The organism is Lichenicoccus roseus, assembly GCF_005844085.1.
Classification (GTDB): domain Bacteria; phylum Pseudomonadota; class Alphaproteobacteria; order Acetobacterales; family Acetobacteraceae; genus Lichenicoccus; species Lichenicoccus roseus.
Map to the genome: position 1 here is coordinate 227,029 of NZ_VCDI01000001.1, position 12,358 is coordinate 239,386.

Sequence of the window (12,358 nt, forward strand, 5' to 3'; positions counted from 1 at the left end):
CCATGCGCCTCGCCTTCATGGGAACCCCGGACTTCGCGGTCCCCGCGCTGCGGGCCCTGCACCAGGCCGGGCACGAGATAGCCGCGGTCTACAGCCAGCCGCCGCGTCCCGCCGGACGCGGCCAGGCGCTGCGGGCCTCCCCGGTGCAGCGCGAGGCGGAGCAGCTCGGCCTGCCTGTGCGAACGCCGGCACGGGTGCGTCGCGACGCTGCGGAACATGCGGCCTTTCGCGACCTCGGTCTCGATGCCGCCGTGGTCGCCGCCTACGGCCTGATCCTGCCGGCCGAGATGCTGCACGCACCCCGCCGCGGCTGCCTGAACATCCATGCCAGCTTGCTGCCGCGCTGGCGCGGTGCTGCGCCGATCCAGGCGGCGATCCTGGCCGGCGACAGCGAGAGCGGCGTCACCATCATGCAGATGGATGAGGGCCTCGATACCGGACCGATGCTGCTCGCAGGCCAGGTGCCGATCACCGCCGCCACCACCGCGCAGGCACTGCACGACGCCCTTGCCCCGCTCGGCGCCAGCTTGATCCTGCGCGCCCTGGAGGAGGCCCCGATGGCGCGGCCGCAACCCGAGGCAGGCGTCACCACCGCGTCACGCCTGTCGCGCGACCATGGCCGTCTCGACTGGACGCAATCCGCCGAGGCGCTCGACCGCCGCATCCGGGCGATGACGCCATGGCCCGGCGCCTGGACGCTGAGCGACGGCACGGTGCTGAAGGTGCTTGGCGCGACCCCGATGCCCGGTCTTCGGCCGGACGTCGCGCCCGGCAGCATCCTGCCGGGGCAGGACGGGCTCTGGATCGCCTGCGGTTCCGGGGTTCTGCGCATCGACCGGCTGCAGCTCCCCGGACGCGCCGCCCTCGCCGCCGCCGATTTCCTCCGTGGCCACCGGTTCGCGCCGGATCATCGGCTCGGCTGAACATGACGTCGCCGCGGGATGAGAGCGACGACGCGACCTGCCGGTGGGCAGTACGTCTCGAATACGACGGCAGCCGGTTCGTCGGCTGGCAGCGTCAGGCAAGCGGGCGCTCGATCCAGGACGTGCTGGAAGCCGCCACCGCCCGACTCGCCGCCGGTCGCCCCGTCCCCAGCATCGTCGCCGGGCGCACCGATGCAGGCGTGCATGCCGCGGGCCAGGTGGCTCACTTCGACCTGCCGCGGGCGGCCTCGGAGCGGCTGACCGGGGCCAGGCTGCGCGACGCGCTCAACTTCCACATGAAGCCGGATCCGGTCGCAGTCCTGTGCGCCGCACGGGTCGATGCGTCGTTCAGCGCCCGCTTCTCGGCAATCCGTCGCGTCTATCGCTATCGCATCCTCAACCGTCCGGCGCGTCCGGCGCTGGAGGCGGAGCGGGCGTGGCATATCAGGCAGCCGCTCGATGCGAGTGCCATGCAGGCAGCGGCGGCGATCCTGGTCGGACGGCACGACTTCACCTCGTTCCGCGCCTCCTCCTGCCAGGCGAAGAGCCCGGTGCGGACCCTCGACCGCCTGGACGTCGCCCGCGACGGCGAGACGGTGACGCTGCATGCGGAAGCGCGCTCGTTCCTGCACCACCAGATCCGCAACCTTGCGGGAACCCTGAAGCTGGTCGGCGACCATCGCTGGAGCGTAGACGACGTCGCCGTCGCGCTGGCAGCGCGAGACCGCAGCCGGGCCGGTCCGACGGCGCCGCCGCAGGGCCTCACCCTGCTGGCGGTGGACTACCCGGAGGACCCGTTCAGGTGACCTGCCCGGCCCCCGGCAACGCGCTCAGCCGGATCGATCCGCCACCGGGCATCGTGAACAGGCCGACATGCGGCGGCAGCAGCTGCACCAAGGCGCAGAGCACACCGGTGGCGACCACCACCGCGAGCACCAGCAGCGCCGCCCGCCCGGCGCCAAGGGCCAGGCCGCGCCAGGCCAGGAACCAGTGCAGCCACAGCCAGTACAGAGCCACCAGCGCGAGGAACACCAGCCCGGCGACATCCGCCGGCACGCCGAGCTGCAGCAGCGCGGTGACCAGCATCAGCGACACCGCGTAGGCAACGATCACCAGCCATTCGCACCAGATCACCGCGGTCGCATAGCGCAGCCAGAATGGCCGCCGGGTCCAGGCCGCCGCCAGCGCGTGCGACAGCACCGACGGCAGCAGCAGGGCGCAGAACGACAGCAGGATCAAGGTGATGCCGGATACGGTGGGTTGGCGCAGCAGCATCAGCAGCAGCCCGACCAGCAGGAAGGCGAGCCACGGCGCCAGCGCCGAGAGGAAGCCGTCGGGCGTGGCGGCGAAGCATTGCAGCCCTTCCGGACGGCCGCGTGCGATCAGCAGCAGGCCCTGCAGGACGCTGCTCCGGACCGGGCCGCGCAGCGGCGAACGGTTTCGCAGCGGACGCTTCATGCAGCGCTTCCATCGATGGAGGCCGCGCCGGGACGCACGTCGCGCAGGAAGTCCCGGTATATTTCAACGAGTTGTTCGAGATCAGTCACGCTCACGTTCTCGTCCGCCTTGTGCATGCTGGCGCCGACCAGGCCGAATTCGGCGACCGGGCAGTGGCGGGCAATGAACCGCGCGTCGGACGTGCCGCCGCCGGTGTCGAGGTTAGGCGTGATGCCGGTGCGTGCCCGCACCGTCTCGGCCAGGGTCGCAACATAGGGACCCGGCTGTGTAAGGAAAGCCTCGCCGCTGACCTTAATCTCCAGATCCGCGCCAGGCGCGTGCCGATCGGTGACCTCGCGCAGCCATTGCTGCAGCGAGCGGCCGGAATGCAGGTCGTTGAACCGGATGTTGAGCTGCACGGTGGCGACTGCCGGGATGACGTTGCGCGCCGTATTGCCGACATCGACGCTGGTGATCTGCAGCCCGGACGGCTCGAACCACTCGTTGCCGTCATCCAGCCGGTGCGCCGCCAGCTCCGCCAGCAACGCCGCCAGCCGATGCACCGGGTTGTCGGCGCGATCCGGATAGGCGACGTGGCCCTGCACGCCCTGGATGGTGAGGGTGGCGTTCAGGCTGCCGCGCCGGCCGACCTTGATCGTTTCGCCAAGGCGCTTGGGGTTGGTAGGCTCGCCGACCAGGCAGAAGTCAGGCATCTGGCCGTTCGCCTGCATCCAGTCCAGCACCCGCACGGTACCGTCGGTGGCCGGACCCTCCTCGTCGCCGGTGATCAGCAGGCTGATCGAGCCGGCGCCCCGGCTACCGGGCCGGTCGGCCAGATGGCGAGAGGCGGCGGCGGCGAAGGCGGCGATGGCGCCCTTCATGTCGCAGGCGCCACGGCCGTAGAGCACTCCGTCGCGCAGCGCGCCGTCGAACGGCGGCACGCTCCAGGCGGCCTCCCCGGGCGGCACCACGTCGGTATGGCCGGCGAAGCAGATATGCGGAGCGCCGGAGCCGATGCGCGCGAACAGGTTGGGGGTGACCTGCCCGGGCGCCCCGAATGGCAGGTGGGTGATCTCGAAACCGAGGCCCAGCAGCGCCTCGGCCAGCACCGCCTGGGCACCATCATCCGCCGGCGTGACCGAACGGGCACGGATCAGCCCCTGGGCCAGGGCGACGGCATCGAGGCTGGCGGTCAATCTCGCAGCAGCTCGTTGATCGAGGTCTTGGCGCGGGTGCGCTCGTCCACCCGCTTGACGATCACCGCGCAGGCCAGCGACGGCAGCATCCGATTGTCGCCGGATTGCGGCACCGCCGCCGGCATGGTGCCCGGCACCACCACCGAATAGGCGGGCACCCGTCCCATGAACACCTCGCCCGTGACCCGATCGACGATCTTGGTGGATGCGCCCAGGAACACCCCCATCGAGATCACGCTGCCACGCTCCACCACCACCCCCTCGGCGATCTCCGAGCGGGCACCGATGAAGCAGTCGTCCTCGACGATCACCGGGCCGGCCTGCAGCGGCTCCAGGACGCCACCGATGCCGGTGCCGCCGCTGATGTGGCAGTTGCGGCCGATCTGGGCACAGCTGCCAACGGTGGCCCAGGTGTCGATCATGGATCCGCTCTCGATGCGCGCGCCGACATTGACGAAACACGGCATCAGTACGACACCCGGCGCCACGTAGGCCGAGCGGCGCACCACCGCGCCCGGCACCGCCCGGAATCCCGCCTGCGCAAAACGGCCGGCGTCCCAGCCCTCGAACTTCACCGGCACCTTGTCGAACACCGGCGCACCGCCGGCGCCTGGCATCGGCACGCTGTCGTTCAGCCGGAACGAGAGCAGCACTGCCTGCTTGAGCCAGGCATTGACCACCCATCCGCCTGCGCCATGCTCCGCGGCACCGGGCTCGGCGACACGCAGGCTGCCGTCGTCCAGCCCGGACAGCGCCTGCTCGACATCGTCGCGATCGGCCCCGCGGGTCGCAGCCGAGAGCGTCGCGCGCCGCTCCCAGAGCGCCTCGATGCGGGCCTGCAGGGTATCGTCTCGGAGGCCGGATCGATCCAGGCCTGCCTGCTCTGCTGTCATCGCGGTTCCGCTGCCGGGGGATGGGATCGGAGAACGGCGCGGACCATGCGGTGCGCCCTTCCCGGCTGTCAACGTGCCGGACCGGATCCGGACCGGCGACAGGCGGGCAGTCCCGTCCGTCTTTACCGGGCCTTCACCTGCGCAGGCGCATGATGCGGCACGCACAGTGGATCGGCGCCATGACGGTATCTGAAGCTTGCACCGACCTCGCGCCGACCGGACCGCCGGATCCGGCTTCCGTCCTGCTCGCCGACTGCATGCGCGAGAGCCGCAACCGCTGGCGTGCGCTGGTGGCGCTTGGTGCGGACATCGCCTTCGAGACCGATCGCGACGGCCGCTTCGTCATGCTCTACCCCGAGTTCGTGCTCGGCTGGCGCGCCGCGCGCCTGATCGGTACCTTGGCACGCGATCTGCTGGCGCATCCGTCCGCCCGGCAGCCGGCGCCCGGGCCGCCAGCGGCGCTGTTCGATCCCTTCGCGGTCGACCGCGCCCGCCGGCGCCGCCGCGTGTGGTTCCGCCATGCCGACGGCTCCGCCGCCTGCCTGCTGCTGTCGAGCGAGCCGCTCGCCGATCCGGCCGGAGGGGTGCGCGGGCTCGGCACCGACATCACGGTGCAGGACCGCCACGATGCGAGGCTCGCGTCCGACCTGCTGCAGCAGGAAAACGTGGGGCTCATCCTGGCGCGCATGCGCGACGCGCTGCTACCTGCGCAGTCGCTCGCCATCGCGCTCGAGGAGCTGGTCGGCGTTGCCGGTGGCGAGGGATCTGCACTGTTGCTGCTGGCGCCGCCGCACGCGGGGCTGCCGGGGGCAGCAAGCCCGGATGCCAGATCTGCCAACCCGGTTTCTCCGGGACCGGCGACCAGAGCCGGACCGGGGGCCGAACCAGGGCCCGGCCTTTCCCCGGTGGGCGTGCGCCTGCTGTCGCAGGGTGGTTCACCCTGGCCCGGCACGGCATGGGGCCTCGGCGCGCTGCTGCTGGCAGCCGATGTGCCCGAGAGCGCTCCATGGCAGCGGACGATGCTGCAAGCCGGGCTCACGCTGCTGCTGTGCGCGGCGCCCGGCCGTTTCGGGGGCACCGCCGTGCTGGCTCTGTGGCGCGAGACGCCGGACTGGAGCGGCGCCGAAACCGGCCTGGCCCGGACGGTCCTGCAGGCGATCCAGCCGGCGATCGAGCAGGAGCAGATCCAGCGCGAGATCGCGCGGCAGTCGCGTGCCGACCTGCTCACCGGCCTGCTCAACCGGCAGGGCTTCGAGGGGGAGGTGCGCCGGCGCTTCGACCGGCTCGATCGGGACGGGCTCTACGGCACCCTGCTGGTCATCGGTCTCGACGGCTTGCGCCACCTCAACACCGCGGGTGGGCTTGAGGCGGGCGATGCCGCCCTGGTCGCGGCCAGTGTTGCCTTCAACAGCGGCGTGCGGCCAACCGACCTTACGGCGCGGCTGAACGGCGACCTGTTTGCGCTGTGGCTGGATGGTGCCGACCATTTCGCAGCCGCGGAGCGGGCGGAGGTGCTGGCGCGCAACGGCGTGCCGCTACCCCTTGGAAGTGCACCGGAGGGCGCGCCGGACCAGGCAGTTCAAGGCGGCAGGATCGGGATCTCGATCGGCCTCGCGACCCGGACGGTGCGATCGTTCGAGCCGTTGGACAGCCTGCTGCGCCGCGCAGCCGCCGCGATGCGGGCGGTCAAGCTGGCCGGTGGTGGTCGCTGGCTGGTCTCCGGCGAGGAGCCGATGCCATGACCCGGGCCCCGATCACCGGACGGCTGGACCAGCTCCTCGCAGCGCATCCCGGCCGCGAGGATGTGGCGGCCGCCATCGAGCGACAACTGCTGCAGCTGGTGGCCGAGGGCTGGTCGACGCTGATCGAGGCCTGTGCCGATGGTCTTGCGTCCGGCGCCGCGGACGCCCTGCGGGCCGCGACACCGGCGATGCCCGGCACCGAGCTGCTGCTGCCGAGGCTGGCGGCGGCGCTGAGTCCGGCGACCCTGCTGGGGCTGCGGCCCGGGTGCGATGCCATGCTGGCGCTGCTGCTGGCGCATCCACTGGCGCAGCAGCGTGAGCAGGTGCTCGACGCACTGCGCGACGGACCGGACGAGACCACCCTGGTCGCGATCTGCGCGAGCTGGTCGCGCCGGATGCTCGTCGCCGCCCTGGGCGCCATCGACGGGGTGAGCCAGCGCGACCGCCTAGCGTTGCAGGAGCGGCTGCTGGCGCTACGCGGCGAGCTTGGCGAAATAGCCGAGGCGGAGGTCGAAGGCACCGGTCCGGATGATCTCGGCGAGGCGCTGCATGCCGCGTCGCATCGACGCGCCAGCGAGATCCTGGCCGAGCGGGCCGGGGTTTCGACCGCGGTGGTGGAGACCGCCATCACCCGGCGCGACCGCCGGCGGCTGCTGGCCTTGTGCAAGGCAGCCGGCGCCGGCCCCGACGAGGCGGTGGCGCTGCAGATCCAGCTTGCCCGTATCTGCCCCAGTGAGCTTTGATCGCCGCGGCAAGCAGACCTCTTCCTAGGTGCCGCGGATCAGAGTGCCCGGGCCGGCAGCGGTGAACAGCTCAAGCAGGCACGCATGTGGCACCCGTCCGTCCAGGATGACCGCCGCCTTGGCGCCGGCGGCGACCGCCTCCAGACAAGTCTCCACCTTCGGGATCATGCCGCCGGAGATCATGCCGCTGGCGATGCCGGCGCGGGCCTGCTCCGGCGACAGCTCCTCGATAAGCTGCTTGTTCTCGTCGAGCACGCCCGGCACGTCGGTCAGCATGAGCAGACGTGTCGCTCCGAGCGCACCCGCGATCGCCCCCGCGGCAGTATCGGCGTTGATGTTGAAGGTCTCGCCGTTCGCCCCAGCGCCGACCGGTGCGATCACCGGGATCAGGCCGGAGCCTGACAGGGCGTACAGCAGGCGGGTATCGATGCGGTCCGGCTGGCCGACGAAGCCGAGATCGAGCGCGCGCTCGATATGGCTGTGCGGATCACGCACCGTACGCTGCAGTTTCACCGCCCGGATCAGGCCGCCATCCTTGCCGGAGATGCCGACCGCGAGCGCGCCGGCGCGGTTGATCAGGTCGGCGACCTGCTTATTCACCGAGCCCGACAGGACCATCTCGATGATCTCGACCATCGCGGCGTCGGTGACCCGCAGGCCGTCGACGAAGCTCGACTTGATGGCGAGCCGTTCGAGCATCGTATTGATCTGCGGCCCGCCGCCATGCACCACGACCGGATTGACCCCGACCAGCTTGAGCAGCGCGATGTCGTGTCCGAACGCCTCGGACAGTGTCGCATCGCCCATCGCGTGGCCGCCGTATTTCACCACGATGGTGTCGCCGGCGTAGCGACGCAGAAACGGCAGCGCGCTCGCCAGGGTCGCTGCCTGCTCACGTGCCGCATTCAGCGCCGCTTCGCTCAAACTCATGCGTCCAGCCTCATGTGCCCCTGCTCCCGGTCAAAACCGATTTTGGACCGGCAGGGCAAGTTCGGCCAGGGTCGCGCGCAGTTCGGTTATGCCCAGTCCGGTTTCGCTGCTGGTCAGGATCACCTCCGGATGCGCCGCCGCATGCTTGCGCGCCAGCGCCTCGACGGCCACGCGCTTGGCGGCCAGAACCGGTGGCTTCGGCGCGTCCGACTTGGTGAGCACCAGCTGGAAGCTCACCGCGGCACGGTCCAGCAGCTTCATCGCCTCGAGATCGTTGGCCTTGATCTCGATCCGGCTGTCCAGCAGCAGCAGCACACGGCGCAAGGTCGGACGTCCGCGCAGGAAGTCGAACATCAGCCCCTGCCAGTCCTCCTTCACCGCCTTCGCTGCCTCGGCGTAGCCATAGCCCGGCATGTCCACCAGCGTGAGGCGCTGGCCGAGATCGAAGAAGTTGAGCTGCTTGGTGCGCCCCGGCTGCGAGGAGGCGCGGGCGAGAGCCTTGTGGCCGGTCAATGCATTGATCAGCGTCGACTTGCCGACGTTCGAGCGCCCGGCGAAGGCGATCTCCGGCCGGTCCGGCTCCGGCAGCTGGTCGAGCCGCTGCGCCGCATAGAAGAACCGGCACTCGGCGGCGAACAGCAGGCGTCCCGCCTCGATCGCCGCTTCCCGGTCAGCCTCTGTCGGCGCCGGATCGGTCAGCTCTGCACCGGACGCGCCGCCTCCCGGCCCCTGCCGCCGCCCAGCCGGGTGCTGCGCATGATGAGCCATTGCTGCGCCACCGTGAGGGTGTTGTTCCAGCAGTAGTAGATCACCAGGCCGGCCGGCTGCCGCGCCAGCACGAAGGTGAAGATCAGCGGCATGATCTGGAACAGCTTCGCCTGGGTCGGGTCGGGCGGCGGCGGGTTCATGCGCTGCTGCATGAACATCGTGATGCCGAGGATGATCGGCCAGACGCCCAGATGCAGCATCGGCGAGATCACCGTCGGATCGAACGGGATGAGCCCGAACAGGTTGAACAGGTTGGTCGGATCCGGCGCCGAAAGGTCGCGGATCCAGCCGAAGAACGGCGCATGCCGCATCTCGATGGTGACGTAGAGATCCTTGTAGAGGCACCAGAACACCGGGATCTGCACCAGCATCGGCAGGCAGCCGCTGGCCGGATTGACGCCCTCCTGCTTGTAGAGCGTCATCATCTCCTTGTTCATCTGCATCGGGTCGTCTTTGTGCCGCTCGCGCACCGCCGTCATCTTCGGCGCCAGCAGCTTCATCTTGCTCATCGAGCGGAACGACTTCGTCGCCAGCGGGAAGAACAGGGTCTTGACGATCAGCGTGAATGCCAGCAGCGCCAGGCCGAAATTGCCGAGCACGGTGTTGAGCCAGTCCAGCACGTAGAAGATCGGCTTTGTCAGGAACGCGAACCAGCCGAAATCCACCGCCTTCCAGAAGTCGGCGATATGCAGCGAGGCCTGGTAGCCCTCGAGCACATGCACCTCCTTGGCGCCGGCAAAGACGTGGCTGGTGCTCGATCCGGTAGCGCCGGGCGCGATCACCGTCGGGCTACTGGCGAGGAAGTCGATCTGGTAGGTGCCGGCGCCGGCATTCGGCACATAGCGATAGGTGGCGGTACCGGCGGTGGTGGCGGACGGCACGATGGCCGTCAGCCAGTACTTGTCGGTGATCCCGGCCCAGGCCCCTTCGGGCTGCGCTCCGGCAGCCGGGGCCGCCTGTGGCGCGCTCCAGCCGACGCCATCGGCGCTGGCGCCGTTGCTCTGCACGGTCTTGTAGGACATCTCCTCGAGACGGCCGTCGACCACCGCGATCGGCCCCTCATGCACGAGGTAGCCGCCGGTCACCGCCGGGGTGTAGCCACGGCTCACCCGCGCCCACGGATACAGCGTGACCGGCGCGCCGGTGGCGTTCTGCACCGACTGTTCGACGCCGAACATGAAGTTGCGGTCGACGCTGAACACGACGTGGAAGGTCAGTCCGGCGCCGTTGTTCCAGCTCAGCGTCAGCGGGCTGGCCGGCGACAGGCCATGGCCGTCGGTGGTCCACCGCGTGTCGCTGTCCGGCAGCTTCACCGTGCTGTCGGGTGCCGCACTCCAGCCGACCTGCACCAGGTTGGGCTGCGGCGACGAGCGCGGCTCCAGCACCCGGACCTGCGGCGAGTTCGCCTGGATGGTCTCGCGGTAGTCGCGCAGCACCACGTCGTCGAGCCGTGCGCCGGTCAGGTTGACGCTGCCCTTCAGTCGCGGCGCGTCGATCGGGATGCGCTGGTCGTTGGCCTTCCCGGCGGAGAGCGGCGACGGGATTGCCACCGGCTGGGTGCCGGCCGACGCGGTGTCGATCTGCGGCGCCGGCGCCGCACCTGGCGGCGTGGTCTGCGTGGTGTGGGCTGCCTGCTGGTGCAGCGCCTGCCGGTTCTGCTTCGGCAGCACCAGCTCGAAGCCGACCAGGATCGCGATGGAGAGGGCTACGGCCAGGATCAGGCGGTTGTTGTCCATCAGGGTACGGCCGGGCTCTTCTCGATTGAGGGGACGGATGCGGGCGGCACCGGATCATGGCCGCCGGCGCACCACGGGTTGCAGCGGAGCAGGCGACGCGCGGATAGAGCCGTCCCGGCGAGGGCACCGTGCACCGACACCGCCTCGAGGGCGTAGTCGCTGCAGGATGGCACGAAGCGGCAGTTCGGCCCAAGCACCGGACGCAGCGTGAACTGATAGGCACGGATGCCCGTCCGGATGGCAATGGCCGCGATCACCCGCCGGCCTTGCGCAATGCCCGTGACAGGTCGTCGATCAGGGCGCGGAACGGCCGGCGCCCGGTGCCGTCGCGACCGATCAGCACCAGATCGACGCCACGCAAGTCGCGCTCGCGCAGGAGCAGACGCGCCGCTTCCCGCAACCGGCGCTTGGCACGGTTGCGCACCACGGCGTTCCCGACCTTCTTGGTGACGGTAAATCCGAGCCGGGCCGGCGCATCGTCACCGCGCGCGAGGCATTGCAGAACCAGGCCGGGCATCGGCGCCTTGCGGCCGCGCGAGGCCACCCGCAGGAACTCGGCCCGGCGTTTCAGCCGAACCTCCGGCGAGGCCATCGGCGGCCGCTCCGGTCGTGGCTTGCCCTGGGTCAGGCAGAGAGGCGCTTGCGGCCCTTGGCGCGGCGGTTGGCCAGGACCCGGCGACCGCCGACGGTCTCCATGCGTGCACGGAAGCCGTGACGACGCTTGCGGACCAGCTTGGAGGGTTGATAGGTGCGCTTCACGACGGCACTCTCCTGAGGTGGATGGCCAGGCACCGCTTGCTGATGGCCGAATGGACGACTGAGGCGCGGCGCATGCGGAATGCGCTACGCCTGCAAAGGAGCGGCGGCTTATAGTCGCCGCCGGCATCCCGCGTCAACCGCCAGCCCCCCGCCCAACCGCCAGCCTGGAGCCGCGCGCATGTCCGGTCCGTCTACGCCATCGATACGAACCGACCGGAGGGGAGACCAGCGATGACGCCGGACCGGAGCGCGGAAGACCAGGCCCTGATCGACGCGTTGACCACCCGCGCAACGACGGCCGAGCAGGCCCTTGTGCAACGCGACGCCACCATGTCGAAGCTGCGCCACGACCTGCGCGGCATCCTTTCGCCGGCCATGCTGATGGCGGACCGGCTGTCCGGCAGCGTCGACCCGATCGCCCGTCGCACCGCCGAGACGCTGATCAAGACGATCGAGCGCGCCGACGCCGCCCTGAAGGCGACCCGGCAAACCTGACGTCCACTACAAGTGTGGCCCAGGCGTGGTCAGGAACGCCTGGCCCGCCTCCGGCACATCGGGGCATCGGCGGAGGTCGGGACAAGCATCCGGATCTGCCGCGGACAGACCGACCTGACCCGGTCCTGGCGCGTGGCGACGCCCGGCAGCCCGAGACGCAGGATCTCCGTGTCGGACATCCGTCCCGGGATGGCCGCAAGGCGATCGGCCTCGCGCCGGGTCGCGACCGGGACTGCGGACGGCAGCACCGGAATGAGCCCGAAGCGCTCGTGGCTCCTGGTTGCGCGGCGGCCGATCATGACCATGCCACGCCGCGCAGGAGAGTGGTTCGGCGGGTCCGCGACCAACCGGAATGGCCCGCAGGCATGAAGCAGCGGTCGGGACGCCGGTCGGAGAGGAAAGCGAGCAGGGCGGGATGTTCCGGATCGATGTCGCCGTCGAAGTAGCTGGCCACCTCGCCGGTCCCGGCATACTCGGCCAGCAGGCTGCCGTGCGCGGACATGATCCTGTAGAGCACGGCCCTCATCCACCTCTGGTTCCAGACTGCGGCTTTGCAAATGTAGCTAGGTTTGCACGGTTCAGGCAGGACGGTGACAATATCGACGGAATACAATATCCAGCATAACAGCGGCACGGTATTTACCTTTACCGCTCTATACTGGATGCCTTGCAACATATTAGGCGTTGACCGGCACCCAGACGTCATGGGAAGCAGAAGGTCAACCGCCCAAATAGT

16 protein-coding genes are annotated in these 12,358 nt (G+C 70.1%); 5 read left to right on the plus strand and 11 right to left on the minus strand.

The genetic code is table 11. From position 1 onward, the window contains the following. Positions 1 to 2 precede the first annotated feature (2 nt). Complete coding sequence (gene fmt, locus FE263_RS00970; protein ID WP_138324093.1) at positions 3 to 923, plus strand: methionyl-tRNA formyltransferase; 921 nt, start codon at positions 3 to 5, stop codon at positions 921 to 923. A 2-nt stretch (positions 924 to 925) separates the two neighbouring features. Further along, complete coding sequence (gene truA / locus FE263_RS00975) at positions 926 to 1,729, plus strand: tRNA pseudouridine(38-40) synthase TruA (RefSeq protein WP_138324094.1); 804 nt, start codon at positions 926 to 928, stop codon at positions 1,727 to 1,729. Here truA and FE263_RS00980 read toward each other — a convergent pair. Genes FE263_RS00980 through dapD form a run of 3 tightly spaced genes read right to left on the minus strand, consistent with a single transcriptional unit; the run spans position 1,722 to position 4,449 of the window. Then, a complete protein-coding gene (locus FE263_RS00980; RefSeq protein WP_138324095.1) occupies positions 1,722 to 2,381 on the minus strand; it encodes a hypothetical protein in 660 nt (219 codons plus the stop codon). The genes truA and FE263_RS00980 overlap by 8 nt on opposite strands. Beyond that, positions 2,378 to 3,556: a succinyl-diaminopimelate desuccinylase gene (gene dapE, locus FE263_RS00985; RefSeq protein WP_138324096.1), complete on the minus strand. Its 1,179-nt coding sequence runs from the start codon at positions 3,554 to 3,556 to the stop codon at positions 2,378 to 2,380. The genes FE263_RS00980 and dapE overlap by 4 nt, the downstream gene beginning before the upstream one ends. Continuing rightward, on the minus strand, positions 3,553 to 4,449 hold the full coding sequence (gene dapD, locus FE263_RS00990) for a 2,3,4,5-tetrahydropyridine-2,6-dicarboxylate N-succinyltransferase (protein WP_138324097.1): 897 nt from the start codon (positions 4,447 to 4,449) through the stop codon (positions 3,553 to 3,555). The genes dapE and dapD overlap by 4 nt, the downstream gene beginning before the upstream one ends. Positions 4,450 to 4,628: 179 nt before the next feature. On the opposite strand from dapD, the gene FE263_RS00995 reads away from it, so the two are divergent. Both FE263_RS00995 and FE263_RS01000 read left to right on the plus strand, forming a co-directional pair. Further along, a complete protein-coding gene (locus FE263_RS00995) occupies positions 4,629 to 6,191 on the plus strand; it encodes a sensor domain-containing diguanylate cyclase (protein ID WP_171033872.1) in 1,563 nt (520 codons plus the stop codon). Beyond that, positions 6,188 to 6,934: a hypothetical protein gene (locus FE263_RS01000; RefSeq protein ID WP_138324099.1), complete on the plus strand. Its 747-nt coding sequence runs from the start codon at positions 6,188 to 6,190 to the stop codon at positions 6,932 to 6,934. Before FE263_RS00995 ends, FE263_RS01000 begins: the two co-directional genes overlap by 4 nt. A gap of 24 nt (positions 6,935 to 6,958) precedes the next feature. On the opposite strand, the gene argB is transcribed toward FE263_RS01000, so the two are convergent. From argB to rpmH, 6 genes are read right to left on the minus strand one after another with little or no spacing between them, the layout of a single operon-like run. Further along, entirely contained in the window at positions 6,959 to 7,864 is a 906-nt protein-coding gene (argB, locus tag FE263_RS01005) for an acetylglutamate kinase (protein ID WP_138324100.1), read from the minus strand. Positions 7,865 to 7,894: 30 nt separating this feature from the next. Continuing rightward, entirely contained in the window at positions 7,895 to 8,632 is a 738-nt protein-coding gene (yihA, locus tag FE263_RS01010; protein ID WP_138324101.1) for a ribosome biogenesis GTP-binding protein YihA/YsxC, read from the minus strand. After that, positions 8,560 to 10,368 (minus strand): membrane protein insertase YidC, encoded by a 1,809-nt coding sequence (yidC, locus tag FE263_RS01015; protein ID WP_138324102.1) that lies wholly within the window; start codon positions 10,366 to 10,368, stop codon positions 8,560 to 8,562. Before yidC ends, yihA begins: the two co-directional genes overlap by 73 nt. Next, on the minus strand, positions 10,368 to 10,625 hold the full coding sequence (gene yidD / locus FE263_RS01020) for a membrane protein insertion efficiency factor YidD (RefSeq protein WP_240758925.1): 258 nt from the start codon (positions 10,623 to 10,625) through the stop codon (positions 10,368 to 10,370). The genes yidC and yidD overlap by 1 nt, the downstream gene beginning before the upstream one ends. Beyond that, the gene (gene rnpA / locus FE263_RS01025; RefSeq protein ID WP_138324103.1) at positions 10,622 to 10,960 is read right to left on the minus strand and encodes a ribonuclease P protein component; all 339 of its coding nucleotides are present in this window, start codon (positions 10,958 to 10,960) and stop codon (positions 10,622 to 10,624) included. The genes yidD and rnpA overlap by 4 nt, the downstream gene beginning before the upstream one ends. Before the next feature lie 32 nt (positions 10,961 to 10,992). Further along, on the minus strand, positions 10,993 to 11,127 hold the full coding sequence (gene rpmH, locus FE263_RS01030; protein ID WP_138324104.1) for a 50S ribosomal protein L34: 135 nt from the start codon (positions 11,125 to 11,127) through the stop codon (positions 10,993 to 10,995). A 231-nt stretch (positions 11,128 to 11,358) separates the two neighbouring features. Between rpmH and FE263_RS01035 the strand changes: the two genes are divergently transcribed. Next, on the plus strand, positions 11,359 to 11,622 hold the full coding sequence (locus tag FE263_RS01035) for an ATP-binding protein (protein WP_138324105.1): 264 nt from the start codon (positions 11,359 to 11,361) through the stop codon (positions 11,620 to 11,622). A 29-nt stretch (positions 11,623 to 11,651) separates the two neighbouring features. On the opposite strand, the gene FE263_RS01040 is transcribed toward FE263_RS01035, so the two are convergent. Both FE263_RS01040 and FE263_RS01045 read right to left on the minus strand, forming a co-directional pair. Further along, positions 11,652 to 11,921, minus strand: coding sequence for a hypothetical protein (locus FE263_RS01040; RefSeq protein WP_138324106.1), 270 nt, complete (start codon positions 11,919 to 11,921; stop codon positions 11,652 to 11,654). Next, the gene (locus FE263_RS01045; protein ID WP_138324107.1) at positions 11,918 to 12,139 is read right to left on the minus strand and encodes a hypothetical protein; all 222 of its coding nucleotides are present in this window, start codon (positions 12,137 to 12,139) and stop codon (positions 11,918 to 11,920) included. Before FE263_RS01045 ends, FE263_RS01040 begins: the two co-directional genes overlap by 4 nt. Between the last annotated feature and the right edge of the window lie 219 nt (positions 12,140 to 12,358).

Coding starts and splice junctions, on each gene's coding strand:
- rnpA (WP_138324103.1), bottom strand. CDS start 10,960: ATGGCCTCGCCGGAGGTTCGGCTGAAACGCCGGGCCGAGTTCCTGCGG.
- yidC (WP_138324102.1), bottom strand. CDS start 10,368: ATGGACAACAACCGCCTGATCCTGGCCGTAGCCCTCTCCATCGCGATC.
- FE263_RS01040 (WP_138324106.1), bottom strand. CDS start 11,921: ATGATCGGCCGCCGCGCAACCAGGAGCCACGAGCGCTTCGGGCTCATT.
- FE263_RS01035 (WP_138324105.1), top strand. CDS start 11,359: ATGACGCCGGACCGGAGCGCGGAAGACCAGGCCCTGATCGACGCGTTG.
- yihA (WP_138324101.1), bottom strand. CDS start 8,632: ATGGCTCATCATGCGCAGCACCCGGCTGGGCGGCGGCAGGGGCCGGGA.
- truA (WP_138324094.1), top strand. CDS start 926: ATGACGTCGCCGCGGGATGAGAGCGACGACGCGACCTGCCGGTGGGCA.
- fmt (WP_138324093.1), top strand. CDS start 3: ATGCGCCTCGCCTTCATGGGAACCCCGGACTTCGCGGTCCCCGCGCTG.
- FE263_RS01000 (WP_138324099.1), top strand. CDS start 6,188: ATGACCCGGGCCCCGATCACCGGACGGCTGGACCAGCTCCTCGCAGCG.
- FE263_RS00995 (WP_171033872.1), top strand. CDS start 4,629: ATGACGGTATCTGAAGCTTGCACCGACCTCGCGCCGACCGGACCGCCG.
- dapD (WP_138324097.1), bottom strand. CDS start 4,449: ATGACAGCAGAGCAGGCAGGCCTGGATCGATCCGGCCTCCGAGACGAT.
- FE263_RS00980 (WP_138324095.1), bottom strand. CDS start 2,381: ATGAAGCGTCCGCTGCGAAACCGTTCGCCGCTGCGCGGCCCGGTCCGG.
- argB (WP_138324100.1), bottom strand. CDS start 7,864: ATGAGTTTGAGCGAAGCGGCGCTGAATGCGGCACGTGAGCAGGCAGCG.